The 21,741-nt window shown below is 51.4% G+C and carries 20 protein-coding genes, 1 tRNA gene and 2 pseudogenes; 9 read left to right on the top strand and 14 right to left on the bottom strand.

What is annotated here, in order from left to right; translation table 11 throughout:
- Positions 1-7 precede the first annotated feature (7 nt).
- Positions 8-340, bottom strand: coding sequence for a seryl-tRNA synthetase class IIa (locus GC090_RS15335; RefSeq protein WP_033738713.1), 333 nt, complete (start codon positions 338-340; stop codon positions 8-10).
- A 400-nt stretch (positions 341-740) separates the two neighbouring features.
- Between GC090_RS15335 and cueR the strand changes: the two genes are divergently transcribed.
- Positions 741-1,157, top strand: coding sequence for a Cu(I)-responsive transcriptional regulator (gene cueR, locus GC090_RS15330; RefSeq protein ID WP_006117867.1), 417 nt, complete (start codon positions 741-743; stop codon positions 1,155-1,157).
- On the opposite strand, the gene GC090_RS15325 is transcribed toward cueR, so the two are convergent.
- From GC090_RS15325 to tesA, 5 genes are all read right to left on the bottom strand, one after another.
- Entirely contained in the window at positions 1,133-1,591 is a 459-nt protein-coding gene (locus tag GC090_RS15325; protein ID WP_324020309.1) for an NfeD family protein, read from the bottom strand. The two genes, cueR and GC090_RS15325, sit on opposite strands and share 25 nt — an antisense overlap.
- On the bottom strand, positions 1,591-2,505 hold the full coding sequence (locus GC090_RS15320) for an SPFH domain-containing protein (protein WP_006117865.1): 915 nt from the start codon (positions 2,503-2,505) through the stop codon (positions 1,591-1,593). The genes GC090_RS15325 and GC090_RS15320 overlap by 1 nt, the downstream gene beginning before the upstream one ends.
- Before the next feature lie 58 nt (positions 2,506-2,563).
- Positions 2,564-3,421 (bottom strand): co-chaperone YbbN, encoded by an 858-nt coding sequence (locus GC090_RS15315; RefSeq protein WP_324020307.1) that lies wholly within the window; start codon positions 3,419-3,421, stop codon positions 2,564-2,566.
- Positions 3,422-3,500: 79 nt separating this feature from the next.
- Entirely contained in the window at positions 3,501-4,274 is a 774-nt protein-coding gene (locus GC090_RS15310; protein ID WP_033738720.1) for an SDR family oxidoreductase, read from the bottom strand.
- A gap of 20 nt (positions 4,275-4,294) precedes the next feature.
- Positions 4,295-4,918 (bottom strand): multifunctional acyl-CoA thioesterase I/protease I/lysophospholipase L1, encoded by a 624-nt coding sequence (gene tesA / locus GC090_RS15305; protein WP_174250603.1) that lies wholly within the window; start codon positions 4,916-4,918, stop codon positions 4,295-4,297.
- Here tesA and ybbA point away from each other — a divergent pair.
- Positions 4,886-5,572, top strand: a complete 687-nt coding sequence (ybbA, locus tag GC090_RS15300) for a putative ABC transporter ATP-binding protein YbbA (RefSeq protein WP_324020305.1) — start codon at positions 4,886-4,888, stop codon at positions 5,570-5,572. The two genes, tesA and ybbA, sit on opposite strands and share 33 nt — an antisense overlap.
- A complete protein-coding gene (gene ybbP / locus GC090_RS15295; protein WP_324021610.1) occupies positions 5,569-7,986 on the top strand; it encodes a putative ABC transporter permease subunit YbbP in 2,418 nt (805 codons plus the stop codon). Before ybbA ends, ybbP begins: the two co-directional genes overlap by 4 nt.
- Before the next feature lie 43 nt (positions 7,987-8,029).
- On the opposite strand, the pseudogene purK reads toward ybbP, so the two are convergent.
- The 4 genes and pseudogenes from purK to ppiB all read right to left on the bottom strand — a co-directional run bounded on the left by purK (position 8,030) and on the right by ppiB (position 11,122).
- Positions 8,030-9,093 (bottom strand): annotated as a pseudogene (purK, locus tag GC090_RS15290) (5-(carboxyamino)imidazole ribonucleotide synthase).
- Positions 9,090-9,599: a 5-(carboxyamino)imidazole ribonucleotide mutase gene (gene purE / locus GC090_RS15285; RefSeq protein WP_006117858.1), complete on the bottom strand. Its 510-nt coding sequence runs from the start codon at positions 9,597-9,599 to the stop codon at positions 9,090-9,092. Before purE ends, purK begins: the two are co-directional and overlap by 4 nt.
- 312 nt (positions 9,600-9,911) lie before the next feature.
- Positions 9,912-10,628, bottom strand: a complete 717-nt coding sequence (gene lpxH, locus GC090_RS15280; RefSeq protein ID WP_164483032.1) for a UDP-2,3-diacylglucosamine diphosphatase — start codon at positions 10,626-10,628, stop codon at positions 9,912-9,914.
- Positions 10,628-11,122, bottom strand: a complete 495-nt coding sequence (ppiB, locus tag GC090_RS15275) for a peptidylprolyl isomerase B (RefSeq protein WP_006117856.1) — start codon at positions 11,120-11,122, stop codon at positions 10,628-10,630. The genes lpxH and ppiB overlap by 1 nt, the downstream gene beginning before the upstream one ends.
- 215 nt (positions 11,123-11,337) lie before the next feature.
- On the opposite strand from ppiB, the gene cysS reads away from it, so the two are divergent.
- The gene (cysS, locus tag GC090_RS15270) at positions 11,338-12,723 is read left to right on the top strand and encodes a cysteine--tRNA ligase (RefSeq protein WP_054634387.1); all 1,386 of its coding nucleotides are present in this window, start codon (positions 11,338-11,340) and stop codon (positions 12,721-12,723) included.
- Between the two features lie 42 nt (positions 12,724-12,765).
- Positions 12,766-13,872, top strand: a complete 1,107-nt coding sequence (locus tag GC090_RS15265; protein WP_324021608.1) for an AAA family ATPase — start codon at positions 12,766-12,768, stop codon at positions 13,870-13,872.
- A 26-nt stretch (positions 13,873-13,898) separates the two neighbouring features.
- On the opposite strand, the gene ybcJ is transcribed toward GC090_RS15265, so the two are convergent.
- Together ybcJ and folD are read right to left on the bottom strand one after the other, a co-directional pair.
- Positions 13,899-14,111 (bottom strand): ribosome-associated protein YbcJ, encoded by a 213-nt coding sequence (gene ybcJ / locus GC090_RS15260; protein ID WP_039338457.1) that lies wholly within the window; start codon positions 14,109-14,111, stop codon positions 13,899-13,901.
- Entirely contained in the window at positions 14,111-14,977 is an 867-nt protein-coding gene (gene folD / locus GC090_RS15255) for a bifunctional methylenetetrahydrofolate dehydrogenase/methenyltetrahydrofolate cyclohydrolase FolD (RefSeq protein WP_006117852.1), read from the bottom strand. The genes ybcJ and folD overlap by 1 nt, the downstream gene beginning before the upstream one ends.
- A 174-nt stretch (positions 14,978-15,151) precedes the next feature.
- Between folD and GC090_RS15250 the strand changes: the two genes are divergently transcribed.
- From GC090_RS15250 to GC090_RS15235, 4 genes and pseudogenes are all read left to right on the top strand, one after another.
- Positions 15,152-15,655, top strand: coding sequence for a DUF1198 family protein (locus tag GC090_RS15250; RefSeq protein ID WP_054634384.1), 504 nt, complete (start codon positions 15,152-15,154; stop codon positions 15,653-15,655).
- A 94-nt stretch (positions 15,656-15,749) separates the two neighbouring features.
- Positions 15,750-15,826, top strand: a tRNA-Arg gene (locus GC090_RS15245).
- Between the two features lie 164 nt (positions 15,827-15,990).
- A pseudogene (locus tag GC090_RS15240) lies at positions 15,991-16,098 on the top strand (Arm DNA-binding domain-containing protein); the annotation flags it as partial.
- A gap of 701 nt (positions 16,099-16,799) precedes the next feature.
- Positions 16,800-17,246, top strand: a complete 447-nt coding sequence (locus tag GC090_RS15235; protein ID WP_324020302.1) for a hypothetical protein — start codon at positions 16,800-16,802, stop codon at positions 17,244-17,246.
- A gap of 1,762 nt (positions 17,247-19,008) precedes the next feature.
- On the opposite strand, the gene GC090_RS15230 is transcribed toward GC090_RS15235, so the two are convergent.
- Positions 19,009-19,218: a hypothetical protein gene (locus GC090_RS15230; protein ID WP_033738740.1), complete on the bottom strand. Its 210-nt coding sequence runs from the start codon at positions 19,216-19,218 to the stop codon at positions 19,009-19,011.
- Between the two features lie 1,062 nt (positions 19,219-20,280).
- Positions 20,281-21,729, bottom strand: a complete 1,449-nt coding sequence (locus GC090_RS15225; protein ID WP_324020300.1) for a glucosyltransferase domain-containing protein — start codon at positions 21,727-21,729, stop codon at positions 20,281-20,283.
- Positions 21,730-21,741 lie beyond the last annotated feature (12 nt).

Genomic DNA, 21,741 nt, shown 5'->3' with positions numbered 1-21,741 from the left:
ACGTCCATCATCCCTTCGGTCTTGTGAAGAGGACCAGTATGCCCAGAATAATGTCGCCAATCACCCAAATGCCGCCAATAGCCATGACACCTAAACCGGCACCGATCGCAGCACCCGCTCTTTCCGCATCAGAAGCCGCGTTGTTGACCACCTCGCCGCTTCCACTTAATCCGGCAACAAGGCAGTAGATCATGAGAATGTTGAACAGGATGAAAGCCCATTTGATGACTTTGCCAAAGAACGAACGGCGTGGTTTTCTGAGCTGTTTGGCACATGACGGACAACGTAATGCTGAATCACTTACTTCCTTATGACACTCCGGGCAGCTGACTAAAGCCATAATCACTCCTTAATTTATGTGATTAACAGTTACAAATGGGCGGCATTTTATAAGATTTATACGCATTGACAAGATTTATGTGGCTGTTTTTTATGGCGTTGCTTTGAGAGCCGTGTTTGTGCACGGTCGGTCTGGAGCAGGGGAAGTGCTGCCAACGTAAGCAACATAAGGGAAACAGGAATCAACGCGCGGTCTCTGAAGCCTGATGATGAGCAGGCTCAGACCTCAGAAACGGGGTGATGTGCGCTATAGTTTCTCAGGAAAGCGGGTCAACATAGTGAAATGAAACCAGGGTGATAAGGCAGAGGCTAAACAGGTAAACTGAGCATTAAGCCAGCAGCGTGCGAACGTTGTTTTCATCATCCCGCTAACTGTTAAGGGGAAGGGCAGGGAATCCATTATGAATATTAGTGCCGTAGCGAAAAAGACCGGACTGACCAGCAAGGCTATTCGTTTTTATGAGGAGAAGGGCGTCGTGACGCCCCCGTTGCGCGGGGATAATGGTTACCGGCATTACAATACGCATCATCTTGATGAGCTGAATCTACTGCGCCAGGCGCGCCAGGTTGGCTTTACGCTGGATGAATGCCGCGAACTGGTTGCGCTGTTTAACGATCCTGAGCGTCACAGCGCCGATGTGAAGGCGCGTACGCTGCAAAAAGCCGATGAGATTGCTGCGCATATTGAAGAGTTGCACGCCATGCGCGCACGTTTGCTGGCGCTGGCGGCAGCCTGTCCGGGCAACGACAGTGCAGACTGCCCCATCATTAATGACCTGGCAGGTTGCTGCCGTCAGGCTGACGGCAAACGTGGCTGAATACGTAGCGTGATGCTTTCAACGGCCACGATGACCACTTCGGTTCCGGCAGGCAAATTGTGTTCGGCCTGAACGCGCCAGCTGCTGTCACCGATGCGCACATGTCCGATACCGTTTTGCAGCGTCTGTTCCAGCGTCAGGTGTAAACCAATCATCTGACTGCCGCGCTGATTCAGTGAACTGGGCTGCTGCTGACGTTCGCGGTAGCGCAGCCAGCGAGACCATAAAAATACGCTGACCAGTGTGAACAGGGCAAACAGCATCCCTTGTGCGGCCCAGTTCATGGGGAGAAACCAGACTACAAGGCCAACCAGCATGGCGGCCAGCCCGCTCCAGAGCAGATAACCACTGGTACCCAGCATCTCAGCCGCCAGCAGTAAGCCGCCCAGCGTCAGCCAGAATCCGTGCGGATGCGCCACAATTTCGCTGAGCATCAGCGCGTTGACTCGCTACGGGTTTCTTTTAACAACTCACTGATACCGCCAACGGCGCCCATCAGGCTGCTGGCATCCAGCGGCATCATCACCACTTTACTGTTGCTGGATTCGCCAATTTTTTGCAGCGCGTCGGTATATTTCTGCGCCACAAAGTAGTTCACGGCCTGGATATTGCCTGAGGCAATGGCGTCCGACACCATTTTTGTCGCACGGGCTTCCGCTTCGGCCTGGCGCTCACGCGCTTCTGCCTGAAGGAAAGCTGACGTTCTTTCCCCTTCCGCTTTCAAAATCTGGGCCTGTTTTTCTCCCTCCGCGCGCAAAATCTCTGCCTGACGCACGCCCTCCGCCGTTAAAATATCGGCACGTTTGGTGCGTTCGGCCTTCATTTGCGCATTCATAGCACCGATCAGCTCCTGCGGCGGCCGGACATCGCGGATTTCGATACGGGTGATTTTTACGCCCCAGGGATTGGTGGCTTCGTCCAGAATATGCAGCAGGCGCGTATTAATGCTGTCACGCTGGGACAGCATCTCGTCAAGTTCCATGCTGCCCAGCACGGTGCGCATATTGGTCATAGTGAGATTGAGGATAGCCAGTTCAAGATTACTGACTTCATAGGCAGCCCGCGCCGGATCGATAGCCTGAACAAAACAGACGGCGTCGATGGTCACGTTCGCATTATCTTTGGAGATGATCTCCTGGGAGGGAATATCCAGCACCCGTTCCATCATGTTGATCTTATGCCCGATACGATCCATGAAAGGCACGACCAGACTCAGGCCGGGCTGCAGTGTACGGGTATAACGACCAAAGCGTTCAACTGTCCACTGGTAACCTTGCGGCACAATTTTCACGCCGGACCAGACAATGACCAGTGCGACCAGAATAAGAACGGGAATAACCGTGAACATATAACCTCCGGGTTGTCAGCGTGACGGGCCAAGTCGTTCGGCCCGTTTTCTGCTTACCTCAGTAAAGCAGGGAGTAAAGCTGGCGGCGGTAGCGTGCAGCGAGGGCGTCGCCGGTGCCTAATGCAGCCAGAATCTCCTGCAACATTTTACGCGCCTGGCCATCTGCAGCATTCAGATCGCGTTTGATAAAACTAAATAACAGTTCCAGCGCTTCTTCATTGCGTCCGACCTGATGCAGCTGAAGCGACAGTTTGGTTGCCAGTTCGGCGTTGTCCGGATCACTTTCCAGCTGCGACTGCAACTGCTGAATTTCTGGCGTGTCAGCGGCCTGTTTCAGCAGGTCGATCTGCGCGACCAGGCTTTGATAACGGGTGTCCTGATCCTGCAGGGGAACGGCCTTTAATACGGTTTCAGCTTCGTCGCTACGATTTAACGTAATCAGCACTTCTGCCAGCAGAAAGCCGATTTCGCTGTCTTTATTACTGAGCTGCCAGGCGTCTTTCAGCAGCGGCAGCGCGTCCAGCGGTTTGCCTTCCTGCACCAGCGCCATCGCCTGTTGGGCTTTTAGCTCTTCTTCGCGCGGCAGCACTTTTTCCAGCAGGGCGCGCACGGCCTCTTCTGGCTGCGGCCCCTGGAAGCCATCGACGGGCTGGCCATTCTGGAACAGGTAAACCGTGGGAATGGAGCGTAACCCAAACTGTGAGGCAACCCGTTGTTCCTTGTCACAATCCAGTCTGGCAAGAATAAACTGGCCTGCATATTCCTGCGCCAGGCGTTCCAGCAGTGGCGTCAGTTCCTGACAGTGTTGGCTGCGATCCGACCAAAAGTAGAACAGCACCGGAATCTGCATTGACTGCTCAAGGGTCTGATGCAGGTTGGATTCGTTAATGTCGATAATCGAAGCGTGTGGTGACATGACTAAGTCTCTTTGCAGAAAATGTTTAAAGAATATGGGGCCGACCGACCCGGCTTCAAGTTGTATTCGCGGATTCGCCTCACTGACTGCGAATTATGCGATCCAGTATCCAGCCAGGCAGCAGACGTTTCAACAGGCTCATGATATGCGCGACCAGCGTCACCGGATAACGCAGGCGAGGATGGTTGCTCTCCAGTGCGTGGCGCAGTTTGGGTAAAATGGCCTCAGGTGGTAATGTAAAACGTGCCGCAAGGCCCGGATTTTGCACCGGATTATCCTGCTCACCCTGAGTAACATTATCCGTGAAGCGGGTATGAATGGGGCCCGGTTCGATTAAACTGACACGCACGCCACTGGTATGCAGTTCCATACGTAACGCGTCGCTCCAGGCTTCCAGCGCGTATTTACTGGCCGCATAAGCGCCACGGCCCGGCGTCGAAATAATGCCCAGCACCGAGCTGGTATTAATGATTCGGGCATTGCCCCAGGCCTTTAAGGCCGGGAGCAGGCGCAGGGTGAGCTGATGAGTGCCGAACACATTGCTGGAAAACTGCTTTTCCAGTTGCTGGCGCGTCAGGGTATTTAAGGGACCATAGGTGCCAAATCCCGCATTGTTAAACAGCGCAAACAGTCGGCCATGCGTCAGCGCCAGTACCCTGTCGGCAGCGCGATCAACGCTGTCAGGATCGTCCAGATCCAGCTGCAGCCCTGTGAATCCCAGGCTGTCCATCCGTGCAACATCGTCGGCTTTACGACAGGCTGCGATGACGTGATAGCCGCGTGCCAGCAGATCTTTGGCGGCGACCAGACCAATCCCGCTGGAGCAGCCCGTTATCAAAATGGTTTTTTGCATGCATTACCTTTTTTGCACAACTACTGCTTAACTAAGGGAGCCAGCTCTTTTGCCATCAGGTCGGCGATAAACGGTTGGGCATCAGGATTGGGGTGAATCCCATCCTGCTGCATCCATTCCGGTTTCAAATAAACCTGCTCCATAAAAAAGGGCACTAAAGCAATGTCGTACTGTTTTGCCAGTTGCGGATAAATATCGCGGAAGGCATCAGTATAACGGCGGCCATAGTTCGCGGGTAAACGTATCTGCATCAGAATCGGTTTTGCCTTTGCGGCTTTCACCTGATCGATGATGGTGCCCAGCGTTTGCGCCACGTCTTTGGGAGGAAAGCCGCGCAGACCGTCATTACCGCCCAGTTCGATTAACACCCACTGCGGCTGATGTTGTTTTAATAGGGCAGGTAAGCGTGCCAGCCCTTGTGCGGCGGTATCACCGCTGATACTGGCATTCACGACGCTGGGCTGCTGCTGCCACTGTTTATTCAGCAGGCTGGGCCAGGCCTGACTGGCTGACATTTGATAGCCTGCGCTCAGGCTGTCACCCAGCACCAGCAACGTATCGGCCGCAGCAAGACGGGACACCAACAGACAGCACAATAACAGGAAAGGATAATGCCAGCGGAAAACATTCTTGAAGTTCATCATCTTACTAAGTCCGTGGGTCAGGGAGAGCATCAGTTAACCATCCTTACCGGAGTTGAGTTAGTTGTCAAACCAGCAGAAACGATAGCCCTGATTGGCGAGTCAGGATCCGGTAAATCTACCTTGCTGGGCATTCTGGCCGGGCTGGATGACGGCAGCGAAGGTGAAGTGCATCTGTTGGGGCAGCCGTTACATCACATGAACGAAGAACAGCGTGCCGCGTTGCGCGCGAAGCAGGTCGGGTTCGTGTTCCAGTCATTTATGCTGGTGCCCACGCTCAACGCGCTGGAAAACGTCCAGTTACCTGCACTGCTGCGCGGTGAGAGCGATCGGCAGAGTCGCGACCAGGCGCGCGATCTCCTGACGCAGTTAGGCCTGGCCGGGCGTTTGCAGCATCTTCCTGCGCAGTTATCCGGCGGCGAACAACAACGCGTTGCGCTGGCGCGGGCGTTCAGCGGCCGTCCGGGGCTGCTGTTTGCCGATGAACCCACAGGCAATCTGGATCGCCACACCGGCCATCGCATTGCCGACCTGTTATTTTCCCTCAATCGCGATTTTGCCACGACGTTAATTCTGGTTACCCACGATGCGCAGCTGGCGGCGCGTTGTGACCGCCGTTTGCGTCTGCGCGAGGGAAAATTATGGGAGGAAAAATGATCTGGCGGTGGTTCTGGCGTGAGTGGCGCTCGCCCTCATTATTGATCGTCTGGCTGGCGTTAACGCTGGCTGTCGCCTGTGTGCTGGCGCTGGGATCGATTAGCGATCGCATGGAAAAGGGGCTGAGCCAGCAGAGCCGGGATTTTATGGCGGGCGATCGCACGTTGCGCAGCAGCACGGCTGCGCCGGCGGCATGGCTGGATAAAGCCCGCGAAACGGGGTTGTCAGTCAGCCGACAGTTAAGCTTTATGACCATGACTTTTGCCGGTCAGACACCGCAGTTGGCTGCGGTGAAAGCCGTAGAAAACACTTATCCGATGTTTGGTGAGCTGAAAACGCAGCCGCCAGGCCTGAAGCCCCAGCCCGGTACCGCGCTGGCCGCGCCGCGTTTAATGGCACTGCTTAATCTGCACGTCGGCGATGAACTGGATGTGGGCGATACCACGCTACGTATTACGGGTGAGATTATCCAGGAGCCAGATGGCGGTTTTAATCCGTTTGAGATGGCCCCGCGTTTACTGATTAACCTGGCTGACGCGGATAAAACCGGTGCCATCCAGCCCGGCAGTCGCCTCACCTGGCGCTATAAATTCGCAGGCAAGCCTCAGCAACTGGACACGTATGACCGCTGGATAACGCCACAGATTAAAACCGGGCAGCGCTGGATCAGTATTGAAAATTCGGAAGACGCGCTGGGCCGCTCCATGCAGCGTGCCCAGCAGTTTTTGCTGTTATCTGCTCTGTTAACGCTGATGCTCGCCATTGCCGCGGTGGCGGTCGCCATGAGTCACTACTGCCGCAGCCGCTACGATCTGGTGGCCGTGCTGAAAACGCTGGGTGCCACGCGCGGCGCGTTACAACGATTGATCATCGGTCAGTGGCTGGCGGTGTTGCTGCTGGCCGCCCTGGCCGGTGGCGCAGTCGGTCAGGTGGTTGAAGCCATCCTGATGGCGATGTTGAAACCGGTGCTGCCGGCGTCTCTGCCAGCGGCCAGCCTGTGGCCGTGGGTGTGGGCGATCGGTTCGCTGTTTATGATTTCCCTGCTGGTGGGATTACGTCCTTACCGCTTGCTGCTGGCGACACAGCCGTTACGCGTGTTGCGACGCGATGCCGTTGCCGCCGTCTGGCCGCTGAAAATCTATCTGCCCGCGATGGGCTTACTGGTGGTGGCGCTGCTGGCGGTACTGGTCGGCGGCAGCAAAATGCTCTGGGCACTGCTGGCGGGCGTAATGGTGCTGGCAGGGCTGCTGGCCCTGCTCGGCTGGGGCACATTACTGCTTCTGCGTCGTTTGTCCGTACGTAATCTGGCGCTGCGGCTTGCCATTAATCGTTTACTGCGTCAGCCTGCTATGACGCTGAGTCAGCTTGCCGCCTTTTCCCTGTCGTTTATGTTACTGGCGTTGCTGCTGGTGATGCGGGGTGATCTGCTGGATCGCTGGCAGCAGCAGTTGCCCGCAGACAGCCCGAACTTTTTCCTGCTCAACATCACGGCGGAGCAGATTCCGCAGGTGCGTGAGTTTCTGCAGTCGCATCAGGTTAAACCTGAAACCTTTTACCCGATTGCGCGCATGCGCCTGAGTGAGATTAACGGTCAGCCTGCCGATCCCGCACGGGACAACGCGCTGAACCGCGAACTGAATCTGACTGCGCTGGCAACGCTTCCCGATCATAATCCGCTTGTCGCGGGGAGCTGGCCGCCGAAAGCCGGAGAAGTGTCCATGGAGGTGGCGCTGGCCGATCGCCTGGGGGTAAAACCGGGCGACAGTTTGACCTTTGAGGGCGATACGCAGCGGTTCAGCGCCAAAATCACCAGTCTGCGAAAAGTGGACTGGGAAAGCCTGCGCCCCAATTTCTTCTTTATTTTTCCCCCCGGCGCGCTGGACAGCCAGCCGCTGACCTGGCTGACCAGTTTCCGTCTGGACAACCGTGCCGCATTACTGGCGCAGCTTAACCGCACATTTCCCACGCTGAGTCTGCTGGATATCGGCAGTATCCTGCGTCAGATTGGACAGGTTCTGACCCAGGTCAGCCAGGCACTGGAAATCATGGTGGTGCTGGTCACGGCCTGCGGTGTATTACTGCTCATGGCGCAGATTCAGGTGGGGATGCGCCAGCGCCGACAGGAGCTGGTCGTCTATCGCACGCTGGGCGCGGGCAAACGTCTGCTGCGCACTACGTTGTGGTGTGAATTTGCGCTGATTGGCGTCGTCTCGGGCATTGCGGCGGCGCTCGGTGCTGAGGCCGCACTCTGGGCATTGCAGCGTAAAATCTTTGATTTTCCGTGGCAACCCGACTGGACATTGTGGCTGGCCTTACCGCTGGGCGGCGCGCTCTTACTGTCGCTCTGTGGTGGCTGGCTGGGCGTGCGTTTGTTGAAAGGCAATGCGTTGTTCAGGACGTTTGACGCGACGTAAAACCGACCGGGCGCGATGATACTGCGCCCGGTCGTGAACAGATTTACAGCTTGGCTGCTGCCCAGCGAATACCGCTGGCATACCCGGCAGGTAACAGCGGCAACAAGGCCTGCAAGGCGGCAGCGAGACGGCTCTGGTCGCTGTCGGTCAGGTTGAGGTGACCGACTTTGCGTCCTTCACGCACCGCTTTGTCGTACCAGTGCAAATGCACCAGCGGCTGCTGGAGCCAGTCAGTATTTAACGCTGTGCCAATCAGGTTAACCATCACTGAGGGCGCAATGACCACGGGCTGTGGCAGAGCCAGACCCAGAATAGCGCGCAGGTGAAGTTCAAACTGACTGATTGAGGCCCCGTTCTGAGTCCAGTGCCCGCTGTTGTGAACGCGAGGTGCCAGTTCGTTAATCAGCAATCCCTGCGGCGTGACAAAGCATTCCATGGCCATGACGCCGACGTAGTTCAGCTCGTGCAGGATGGCGCTTAACATCGCCTCAGCCTGCTGTTGCTGCGCGGCATCTGCCTGCGGGAACGCAACGCTGGTACGCAGAATGCCTTCTTCATGCAGATTATGTGTCAGCGGATAAAATACGGTGCTGCCATCATGGCCGCGCGCGCCGACCAGCGACACTTCCCCGAGAAGTTAATGCCTTGTTCGACAATGCATTCACCATAACAGTCGTCGGGTAACGTATCGGTTTCACCGGCACGTAACCGCCATTGACCACGACCGTCATAACCGCCCGTGCGGCGCTTAACAATAGCCAGTTCGCCCAACGTTTTGAAAACGTGCGGCCATTCACCTTTATCCGCCAGCAGTTGCCAGGGGGCAGTCGCCAGACTGAGCTGATCCAGCAGCTGTTTTTGCGTCAGACGGTCGGCCAGCCGCGGGAAAATATCGCGATTCACAAAGGCCGGGTGGCTCGCGAGTTCGCGCGTCAGTGCCGTCTCGGGCCAGCGTTCGATCTCAGCCGTAATCACGCTCCCGGCGATAGGCAGGGCAGCAGGGTCGGCATCCAGGCCAACCGGATGCACGGCAATGCCCATAGGCTCGCCCGCCTGACGTAACATACGGCCAAGCTGTCCGTTACCCAGTACGCAAACCGGCTTCATGCTTCCTCCCGCGGGTCCGGATTGTCCAGTACCTCATCGGTCTGTGACTGACGCCAGGCGGCCAGACGTGACGCCAGCGCGCTGTCATGAATCGCCAGAATCTGCGCCGCCAGCAGGGCTGCGTTAGCGGCGCCCGCTTTGCCAATGGCCAGCGTGCCGACCGGAATGCCGCGTGGCATTTGCACAATCGAGTAGAGGCTGTCGACGCCGCTCAGCGCGGCGCTCTGTACCGGCACACCGAGTACCGGCAGCAGGGTCTTGGCAGCCAGCATCCCTGGCAAATGCGCCGCGCCACCGGCACCGGCAATAATCACCTGAAAACCGTTGTCCGCTGCGGTTTCCGCAAAGCTAAACAGTTTATCCGGGGTACGGTGCGCTGACACCACTTCCACATGGAAGGGCACGTCCAGGCTGGTAAGGATTTCCGCAGCGAACTGCATGGTGGACCAGTCACTTTTGGAACCCATAACAACTGCGATGCGGGCCGGGGCGGCATTCGACGACATGCGGTCAACTCCTGTGAATAAAAACACACCTGACCAGGCGGACAGGTTTTGAAGGGCACAGAGAATACCATGAGAAAGGCGGAAGGAAAACGGTTGCGTCGGGCGGGTTAGCGTCAGACGATAAGCTTATCGCATCAGGAATGCATACGGCCTGAGTGAGACAACTCAGCTCACCGCAGGGCGGGGAAGGCAGGCGGCAGGGCGTGAACGCGTTTCACTATGCTGGCCTGCCGCCCGTTCGCACAGTCCCCGGGTACCTTGCGCCGCTCGACGGGCCTCAGCGCAGGTGTGCAACGCGATGTCACCGGACGACTAAAAATCGAAGTCGATGAGCTGGATGCCGTTTGCATCCAGTTGGATCATTGATCCCCGGCTGTGCCAGGCACCCAATACCGCGCGCTGTGCGGGGGCTCCGTTCAGCGACACATCATGGATGGCGGGGCGGTGCGTATGACCATGAATCAGTAAAGGCACCTGCTGACGTACCATCGCATCGACCACGGCCTGTTGATTGACATCCATAATCTCCAGCGACTTATGCTGGTTGGCCTGTTTACTGTTGGCGCGCATCCGTGCCGCAATCCGTTTACGAATAAACAGCGGCAGCGTCAGGAACAGACGTTGAATCCAGAGATTATGCACTTTCGCCCGGAACTGCAGATAACCCGCATCGTCGGTGCACAACGTATCGCCATGCATAATCAGAAGTCGGTGACCATAAAGCGTCAGAACCTGCTCCTCGGGCAATAAGGTCATGCCGCTGGCGCGGGCAAAGCGTTTGCCGATCAGAAAATCGCGGTTGCCGTGAATAAAAAAGACCGGCACGGGCAGGGCATGAAGGGCGCTGGCAACCTGTTGATGCAGCGGATTCGGATCGTCATCACCGATCCAGGCTTCGAACAGATCGCCCAGAATATAAAGCGCGTCGCAGTGAGGCGCTTCGCGCTGCAAAAAATGCAGAAAACCGGCGGTAATCGCCGGTTCTTCCTGACACAGATGGAGATCTGCGATAAACAGCGTGCGCGACATTACTCGCTAACGGTCACTTTCTGAATGATGACGTCATCTTTCGGTACGTCCTGATGCATACCGCTGCGACCAGTTGAAACCGCTTTGATTTTCTCTACCACGTCCATCCCTTCAACTACTTCAGCAAATACACAGTAACCCCAGCCCTGCAGGCTTTCGTCACGGAAGTTCAGGAAGTCGTTGTCTGCCACGTTGATGAAGAACTGTGCGGTCGCAGAGTGCGGCGCAGAGGTACGGGCCATGGCCAGCGTGCCTTTGGTGTTTTTCAGACCGTTGTTGGCTTCGTTACGGATCTCTTCTTTGGTGGCTTTCTGCTTCATGCCAGGCTCAAAACCGCCGCCCTGAATCATAAAGCCGTTAATCACACGGTGGAAAATGGTGTTGTCGTAGAAACCTTCACGGCAGTAATCCAGGAAGTTCTTTACGGTTGCGGGCGCTTTGTCATCGAAGGTCTTGATCACGATATCGCCATGGTTAGTCTGGAAAGTTACCATTTTTTTCGTCCTGTAAAGGTTGTCGTCAGTAGCATAGGGTGTGCTTTTAAGCGCACACGCCTTTTTCTCGAACGTTCTTATATCATAATTTCCGATAATACGTCAGCCAGGCAGCGCAGTTGGCTTGCTTTGCGTCGCGTGACAGATAAAAATACGGCACAATAACAGGATACTCAAAACGGTGCGTTACGCACGCCTCACTACGGAAACCCCCAATGCTGAAGATTTACAACACCCTGAGTCGACAAAAAGAGGAATTCACCCCTATTCATGCTGGCAAAATCGGCATGTATGTCTGCGGCATCACGGTGTATGACCTCTGTCACATTGGGCACGGGCGCACGTTTGTGGCCTTCGACGTGGTTTCGCGCTATCTGCGCTACGTCGGTTATGACGTCAATTATGTGCGCAACATTACCGACATTGATGACAAAATCATCAAACGAGCCAATGAGAACGGCGAGAGCATCGAAACGCTGACCAACCGTATGATCGGCGAAATGCACAGCGACTTCGATGCGCTGGGGATTTTACCGCCGGATGTGGAGCCGCGTGCCACGCGCCATATTCCTGACATCATTGCGCTGGTGGAAACGCTGATTGCCCGCGGTCACGCCTATGTCGCGGATAACGGCGATGTCATGTTTGATGTCCTGAGCGATGTTGATTATGGCGCACTGTCGCGTCAGGATCTGGAGCAGCTACAGGCAGGTGCGCGTGTAGAGGTTGCCGACGTGAAACGTAACCCGATGGATTTCGTGCTGTGGAAAATGTCCAAAGCGGACGAACCTTCATGGCCATCGCCGTGGGGCAACGGTCGTCCGGGCTGGCACATTGAATGTTCGGCGATGAACTGCAAACAGCTGGGTGCGCACTTTGATATTCACGGTGGCGGTTCTGATCTGATGTTTCCCCATCATGAAAACGAAATCGCCCAGTCGACCTGTGCCCACGATGGTCCGTATGTGAATTACTGGATGCATTCCGGCATGGTGATGATTGACCGTGAAAAGATGTCGAAGTCACTGAACAACTTTTTCACCGTGCGCGATGTGCTACAGCATTATGATGCCGAAACCGTGCGTTACTTTCTGATGTCGGGCCACTATCGCAGCCAGCTAAATTATGGTGAAGATAACCTGAACCAGGCACGCGCCGCGCTGGAACGCCTTTACACCGCGCTGCGTCATACTGACCGCACCGTAGCAGCCAGCGGTGGCGAGGCGTTCGAAGCCCGTTTCCGCGAAGCAATGAACGACGATTTCAACACGCCAGAAGCCTATTCGGTGCTGTTTGATATGGCGCGTGAAGTGAATCGTCTGAAAAGTGAAGACATGACGGCCGCCAGTGCGCTGGCAGCAAAACTGCGTGAAATCGCCAATGTATTGGGGATTCTGCAACAGGAGCCGGAAGTGTTTTTGCAAAGCAGTGCCCAAGGCAATGACGATGAAGTGGCTGAAATTGAACACTGGGTCAAAGCCCGCGCCGATGCGCGTGCGGCGAAAGACTGGGCGCAGGCGGATGTGGCACGCGATAAGCTTAATGCGCTGGGCGTGATTGTGGAAGACGGCCCGCAGGGTTCCACCTGGCGACGTAAATAACACGCAACACAGGAGAGGGCGAGCAATCGCCCTTTTTTGTCGATGACGATAAAGCAGATTCACATTCGCGGTTTCCGTTCGGTACGCGATCTCATGCTTCCGCTGCACCCGCTCAACGTGGTGAGCGGTCCCAACGGCTGTGGTAAATCCAATCTTTATAAAGCGGTGCGGCTGCTACACGAGGCGGCTAACGGACGGCTTGCGCTGGCGCTGGCCGAAGAGGGCGGGGTGCAAAAAGTGATGTGGGCGGGCGGATTGCGCCGTGGCGACCGCCGACATGATCCTAAGCGGCTCATCCTGGCCGTGACGATGGATGATATGGATTACCAGCTGGAAACCGGTTTTCCTGAACCGCTATCAACCAGCCTGTTTAACCTGGATCCGCTGGTTAAAGAAGAACGCATCTGGCTGAGTGGCCAGCAGCGCCGACCGTCTTCCTGCATTATGCAGCGCACTAATCAGACCGCCTTTCTGCATAACATCGACGGAGAGCGCGTCAGTTATGCTGGCGTACTGCATCCTGAAGAATCCCTGTTTGGACAGCTGGGTGAGCCGCACCGCTATCCCGAACTTTCCCGGATGCGTGAACGCCTGAAAGCATGGCGCTTTTATCATGAGTTTGCCGTCTGGCCAGGTTCACCGATTCGTTCGCCGCAGATTGGCGTGCGCGCACCCGTTCTGGCCCATGATGGCAGTAATCTTGCCGCAGCATGGGCAACGATAGTGGAACGTGGGCATCATGAACTGTTGTATAAAGTGATGAAAACAGCCTTCCCGGACACTGAGTTTCAGGTGGATGTGCAGAACGGACGTTTTCAGATGCTGATGCAGCGCCAGGGCATTTTGCGCCCGCTGGAAAGCGCCGAATTTTCCGATGGTACGCTGCGCTTCCTGTGCCTGGTCGTGGCGCTGCTCAGCCCGCGCCCGCCTGCCTTTATGGCGCTGAACGAGCCTGAAAACAGCCTGCATGAGGATTTACTGCCTGCCCTTGCCGCCCTGATTGCCGAGGCCAGTCAGTTCAGTCAGTTATGGATCACCAGCCATTCACCCCGGCTGGCAACGCTGATTGCACAACATGCAGAGGTCAGTCACATTGCGCTGGAGCTGGTTAACGGTGAGACGCGGATAGTGGGAGAGGCGCGGATTTAAGGTGCCCCGCCAGGGGCACCAGCGGATCAGGCAACAACGGTAACGCGCTGCCCGGCAAACTCGACCGTTTGCCCCTGAAAGATTTTGCAGCGCTTACGGGTTTCGACTTCGCCATCGACCCGCACGTCGCCGTCACCGATCGCCACTTTAGCCTGTGCACCGCTTTCTACCCAGCCTTCAAGTTTCAGCAGATCGCAGAGATCAACGTGGGGAAATTTCCCCAAAGAAAACGTAGCCATTATGCCTGCTCCCCATCATGAAACGCTTCGCATGCCTGCAAGGTATTTTGAATAAGTGTCGCCACGGTCATTGGCCCTACGCCACCCGGAACCGGGGTGATATAAGAAGCACGTTCAAAGGCAGCCTCATAATCCACATCCCCGACCACTTTGCCGCTTTCAAGACGGTTAATACCGACATCGATGACGATTGCGCCCGGTTTAATCCAGTCGCCCGGAATAAAATGGGGTTTACCGACCGCGACAATCAGCAGATCGGCGTGTTCAACATGGTGGCGCAGATCGCGGGTAAAACGGTGCGTGACGGTGGTTGTGCAGCCGGCTAACAGCAGTTCCATGCTCATGGGACGGCCCACAATGTTTGATGCACCGACAACCACCGCATTGAGCCCGTAAGCATCAATGTTGTAGCGCTCCAGCAGTGTCACAATGCCGCGCGGGGTGCACGGGCGCAGTTTTGGCGCACGCTGGCACAGGCGACCAACGTTATAGGGATGGAAACCATCAACATCTTTATCGGGCGTGATGCGCTCAAGCACTTTGACGTTATCAATGCCGGCTGGCAAAGGCAGCTGCACCAGAATGCCATCGATCGTGTTGTCGCTGTTCAGAGTATCAATCAGCTGCAGCAATTCCGCTTCACTGGTGGTGTCGGGCAGATCGTAAGAGCGGGAGATAAAGCCGACTTCTTCACAGGCGCGGCGTTTGCTGCCGACATAAATCTGTGAGGCAGGATTCTCACCTACCAAAACTACGGCCAGACCCGGTGCACGTTTACCGGCGGCCAGGCGTTGTTTCACTTTTTCTGCAACCTCAAGCCGTACCTGCTGCGCAATCGTTTTACCGTCAATAATTTTTGCTGCCATCAGAGCGTAAATCCACTGTGTTGAGTTTGAATCGGGAATGGCGCCTATTTTGTCAGAAGCACGTCCGGCTGTCAGGTAGAGATTCTGACCACAGTGTGGTTACCGACATTTCGCCGTGACGAAAGTATGGGTTAACGCTTATGATGCCAGACAGAGAAATGAAGGGAAGACGTAATGATTTGGTTAATAATCGCCACTTTAGTTGTCGTGTTTGTTATAGGCTTCCAGCTGCTGACCGCCGGTTCGCGCCATGCCGCGCAGGCGCTCAGTAAGCGTCTACAACTCCCGCCGGTTCATATCGAATCCATGCTTTCCCTGATGGGAAAGGAGGCGGCAAAAGAGTTTACCGACTACATCAGCGGTGATAATGAAGCACATCTGAATAATGGTGCGGCAGTGCTGGTAATCTGGCAGGTGATGATTGTCGATGGCAGCGATGAAAATCTCTGGCGCTGGCACGGCGCACTCAGCCGGGCAGGCTTTACCGCGACGATTTCCCGCCAGCAGTTGTTGCTGGCGTTGGGCTTTTTGCGCCAGCTGGAACCGGATAGTCATGAGCTTAATGCGCTACGCGAGCAATATAATACGCGCGTGACTCAGCAAGGCGTTGAGCTGGAAGGTGAAACCGCCGAGGTGAGTAACCTGGTGTCGCTGAGCGCCTGGCGAGACAAACATTAGCGAAAATTGGTCATTACCTGGGCACTCACCGCGTCGGCGCGGCAAAAACGTTGACGTAACAGCGTTCAACCGTATAATTCGACCCAACCTCTCCGCGCCCTTAGCTCAGCTGGATAGAGCACCGGCCTTCTAAGCCGTAGGTCACAGGTTCGAATCCTGTAGGGCGCGCCACTTTCTCTTCTATTCACATCCCTTAAAGTCTATTTTTCCCTTAAAAATCAGAACATAAATCTCTTAACTGGTCCATTTCGGTCCAGGGTCACCTATTGCGTTCTTAACCAATATGGGGGCACGATAGGGGGCATCGACAGGTTCAATGGAAATGATGCCCCCAAATGAAGCTAACAGCCCGCCAAATCGACTCTGCGAAGCCCAGGGAAAAGTCATACAAACTTTCCGATGGTGGAGGTATGTATCTTGATATATCTCTAAACGGAGCCAAAAGCTAAAGACTGCAAGCGGTTATGGTCCGAACTTCTTACTGAAAATTCAGACGGACAAGCGCATCTTTGGTATATAACTTTGACATGCATGGAGCAAAATTAACTAAATGACTGGTCTAAAGGCTTGCCATACGTAGAAAAGTAATTTGATTTTCTTTTCCTGTTCCCGTAATTGTTCATAACAATACCTTTCTTTAACCATGGTTAACAGGTCTTAAAGTAACCTGAGTCTATCAAGAAAAAAGCCCTATCGAAACAGATAGCGGGTAAGGAACGTCTGGAATCGAGGTGATAAAAATTGAGTGGTAATGGCTCTCATTTTGCCCTTTGTATCAAGTGATTTAGGACACCTATTACTCCTTTCAAATTATTTATTCAGCATTCTGGTTTATATAAAAAAAGATCAATGTCAGATGCTGGAGCATATTTTCAGTATCGAAAATTGGTTATGTAACCAATTTATTCTCACTTTAAAGTTGCTGATATAAAATTTTAATGAGTCTACATCAGATTTCGTAAAATAATTGAATTTTATTATTCTGAGTTGACGGTTTGATGACGCATAAAAGCTTCAGGCTAAAATTTTAGGCCCCAAAAGGTGTTTTGTTGTGTAGTTCACCAGTAAAGTTTATACCCTTAACAACTGAGTCAGATACCGATATATATAAGAGGCTGGTTGACTCACTTAAGGAAATTAAACCATGATGAAAACGTTGAAAGCCTCTATCTTAACTGCTTCTGTAATAGCATCTTTTTCAGCTATGGCAGATTGGCAACCCTATAAAACTGTTTCTTTAGATGGATATAATAATACGGTTCCCGGTGGGAGTCTTTATTACGAAACTAATGTGGCTTCTGGAGTCTATCGTTTCCGTATTGATTCGGCTTCGGTAGGGATTGATTATGCCACTGGACAAACAGGAAATACAAACTCAAAATCTGCCGCATTAAGAACTTACGATCGTACAACAACTGCAGATAAAACCGCCTCTGTAAGCTATTATGGTTTAAACAATGATGGGCTTCAATCTTCATCTCTTATCCATGCTTTTTCCCAGGGCGGCGGGTTTGACTTGTATTTAGAAGACTGGCAACGTGCGGATGATTCTGGCTCTGTTAATGTGATTATTGAAAAGTGGCAGAATTAATTTTTCGGTAAATTTTTATTAAAATCAAGCGCTCTTTATTTTTCTATAACTTATATAGGGCGCTGTTTTTTTCAACTCACGTTAATGTAAAAATCGTATCGAAGATATGTCTGATAGCCTCGTAAGTGTAAATATTCAAAGAAAATTACAGAAAGAGGCTGGAATGGATTTTTTTTCTCAAGATATAACTGAGAATTTATTGAATCGCCATAGGTTTTTACAGACATCTTAGTGTTATTTAATATGAGTTAAGATATATGTCCATGAATGGTAAGTGTTATCCTAAAATGTTTGAAATTTAAGCGGACAAACAGGTCGTTGATTGCACTCATTCTGTTTCCATGGTAGCAGCATGTCTCTATATCGTCACGCATACTTTTAATGCCTGGATAAAGAAGCACGGTCTTGATTCTTCGTTTAATAATGTACAGCAAGAAGCTAAGGCCGAGAGCCCCTGACTCCAGAAGTAACGGAAATGGGTTATCGATAAACGGTACATGATAAAGTTATGCAGTGTACTTCGTGAATTTGCCCGACAGAGAATTAGCTCCTGTCCATGACAATACGCTTTACTGGGCTGTTCGTCTTTTCTGTCAGATAATGGATGCTCATCGCAGTGACTTTTAAATCTTCCTTCACTATATAACGGGAGTCTATACCCAGAGAGAATTTTAAAAGCGCAGGCTTTTTATTTACGAAGGTTTAACTTCACATCTGATTTTTGTATGTTAATTTATCTATCGATAAATAATTGATTTGAATGTTATTTTTTAATAATTAATGACGGTTTGAAGGTTGCGCATTGAAAAAGGCTGGCTGTTGCATTTGATGCGATTTGCTACAGACATACTGTCTTCGCCATCATTTTGTCATATTTTTAAGTTCATACTCACTAGTGCGGTGTTGAACTACCAATACTGCTGAAAAAATGGCTTCGTTGGCAAGGAATGACAGCTGATTGCTATCCACAGCACCCTGGAAGAGCATTTTTAGCGCCTGATGCAAAGCAAAATGGTGCTGTCTAATAAGCGTTTTACACTTACCACACCATACTTAACGATAATGTTAGTCTTTTTTCAGCTTTTTAAGCGCTGCGCTAAGAAAAAGACATGCATTAATTATGCTTTATAAGCTGACATGCAGTACCCTTGGAATTAATCACGTAACGTTCATAGTGAAATTGATTAAGCTTGTTGCCGTATTTAGCACTGGAAACACTATTGCGCTGGTTCACGATTTTTTTCTTATTGCTACAAGGTATACCCATTCAGAACTCGCTAGCGGATATAGGGTTATCGGGGTTGTGACAGATGTCAGTGAGCCACCTCGCAGTTAAACTCGATGACGGAGAAAAACATAATGCAGCCATTAAAGAGTGAGAACCGGCCAAAGCTGACCCCCGCAATGCTGTTACTGCCATTCGACATTTTAATGCTGTCTCAGCGTTTCGCTAAAACGGGTCACAATAAGCACGTATCAAAAGACCGTAATTTACTCGCTTCAATCAGAATGTCTCCGCGAGTGATAAACGTGGTGCTTTGTGTCGTTCTGCTACTGCTTACGGGCTGTACCGGCACGCTGAACTGAGATGTATAAGGATTTTGACGGGTCAGGCAGCACTATACCCGGTTTTACTGGAGGGATTTCCAGCGCTATTCAAAAAGCAAGCCGGGAAAAAACACCTACTGACTGTCGTTGCGTGTATAAAAACGCGGTTAGCGTCTCGATCGTTAAGACCGCAGTCAGCAGGCAAAGAACAGAATTACTCTGGGTCGGAGACCGAAGCGGAAGGCTTCAGTTTAACGACAAAGTGTTCTTTTTTTAGAATTTTTGCCCCTTTATCACACCAGTGATCGGTGAATCTGAAAAACTCATCCGTGGTCAATTCAAAACACAACTCAACATTCTTCGCCAGTCCTTTGGACAGTAATTCATTAGCCTGTTCTAAAGAGTGGGCTTTTGTCGTTTTCATGTAACAACTCCAGTGCGTTTAAGAAGAGCGTGTATAACCCCTCAGAGAACCTATCACAGGATGATGACAATTATACGACGATATGAAACATACATGGGTCCGGCGAAAGAGGATTCAGTGAAACCAGGATAAGGGGTGAACTGGCACCAAGTGCTGTACGTGGGAGAGCAGAACGGGTCAGTTTGCAGCGCAGTAAACTCGGTTAATATCAATTTTTCTGATGATTTTATTCTTTCCGGGGGCATGGAGTCAGTCTGAAGGCGCTTGGAAACGACGTGCTGGCAGAGCATAATGCTGCTCAGGCGTTTGTGTGGTTAATTAAAGGTGATGAACAAAAAACTCAAGCGCAAGCCGAAGTTAGCTCGAGATAGTTATCGCTTATGTAACTGATTGCAAAGTGATAATGCTTCGTTAACTATACTTTAGTTTAGTTTTTTTTAATCTAAAGTCTAGTTGTTATGAAGGGGGTTAAGGTTCAATATAATTTATGATTTAAAAAAGAAACCCTCACACCACCAGTGGTCTCGGAAACCTCAAAGGTTGATGTGAGGGTGGCTAACACAGCCAACACCAGGGAATACTCCGCGCTCATCATACACTTTTTATAAGAAATAGATAAATTTTTTTGAATGGTTATCAGCCCTGCTCGTTACAGGGCTTTTTTCGTTTAGGGGAGTTTAAAAAAATGTATGCAAATCGCTCAGCACTTTCCAGTCCATAATGAATTTCCGCTATCTTCCGGCATTCCGGGGGGCCAGTCTCTCATGCCGAAACCTTCGTTTAAGCATAAAAGACGCTGGTTCAATTTTTTAGCAGGTTAAATGCCCTGTACTCTGATTTAACATATCCTGCCTGAATACCGCACAATCATATCAGCGTTGTCGTAATCTTTCCCAGTCTTTTTATTTTAAAGGAAAATAATGCCTGAAGAGAAATCTAACTTTTAAGTTGGTCTGTATGAAATGCTTTGAGGACAAATAGTTATGAGTGTTTATAATGTAACATGTAAAGCATGGATGCTCTCTTCATAACACAATATATTATGAAGAGAGCAATGAGATATCAGAAATCAATATCGGAACTTCCCAGTTTTACAAGGGCGGTGTTTTTTTCGATATAAAGAGAATAAGCCGAATTAGACACAACAGGTATTATCCCCTCTTTAAGCATTTTCTGGAGTTGCTGGCGATTATCGTTTTCCTCGCCATACCCATGCTTAGTCTGAGGCAGCCCCTTATTAATTAGCTGGAATGATGCTAAAAACTCGGACGCAGGGCTGAGAAAGTAGCGTATAAGTGGTTTGTTTTTTTCTAATAATTTTGCTCTTTCATCAATATTGACCTGGCCAACCGTGCGTACAGTATCGATATCTTTATAGCTTATAATTTTCTGAGCAACCATATTGAAAACGAATTCTTCATATTCCCGCTGAGATTTCAGGGCGCTACTTAATTGAGCGCTGAAAGCGAAGCAGGTGATCACTGGTATTAGCGAGATATATTTCATCCGAGGTAAGAAATATACGACAGGAATAGCAATCACGATTAAAATAGCTGAGAAAGATGTTATAGCCCGAGGTGCTACCGGAGCATCCTTAAGCAAAATTGTAGGACCCATTAACGAAGCAAGAAAGATCAATGCTGCAATGAAAAAGTACCCTGCTAAAGGAAGGATTTTGTTTTTATTTTGGCAATGTCTAAAAAAAATAACGAAGAGTGTTATTACGACTGGAATCAGGAAGTAAATATAAACGGGGCCGTGAAAATAGGAAGTGACGAGATCTTTAAGTGAAGATATTGTATTGAAAAGATGATTCATTCCTTCTCTGTTTGGTGGAATAAGTTCTCCGCGCGAGTTGTTCTTAGATGAGAAAAAAAGCATATACAAAATAACAAAGGAAATAAATAATATTGCTTTATTAAATATAAGCTTGGTTAATTTAGCTAAGTTTAATTCGTTTTTAACAGCTAATATGACAATATCAACGGCAAGAAGCGCGATAAAAATATTAACGCAGGGTTGATATAAGGTCAGCGACAGCACACCTGATATGACTTTAACGGAGCGTCCACGAATACTGCTAACAGTAGTGTAAGTGTAGGCTGTAACCGCAAGAAAAAAGGCGATTGCCATTCCCAAACAATCATACCTGTAGGCCATATTTTGTAAAAAAAAGGGATTGAAAATCAGAAGTGCAGCAACCAGATTTACATGAGGAACATCGTATCGTAACAGGTGCTTAGCCAGCATCAGTGATGCACCTCCAATGAATACTGATGATGCAATCATCGTAAATGGAAAAAGATCGAGGTTAGAATGGCCGCTCGCAGACAAAATTTTCATGATTATATCGGCCATCGGGCGACCTAATCCACGCCAACCGTATTGCCCGGTGATAGCTCTGTCTAAATCATCTCTGTAAAAAACACCTGCCTGTATTAAAGGGTAAATAAAAATAAACGCTAAAGCGGAATAGATTGCCAGCATTTTTTTATCATCTCTAAACATCATTTAAAATTCCAT

The organism is Pantoea sp. JZ29 (assembly GCF_035190385.1).
GTDB classification, from domain to species: Bacteria; Pseudomonadota; Gammaproteobacteria; order Enterobacterales; family Enterobacteriaceae; genus Pantoea; species Pantoea stewartii.
The sequence above is the reverse complement of the archived record's forward strand: the minus strand, read 5'-3'. Positions and strand labels throughout refer to the sequence as shown.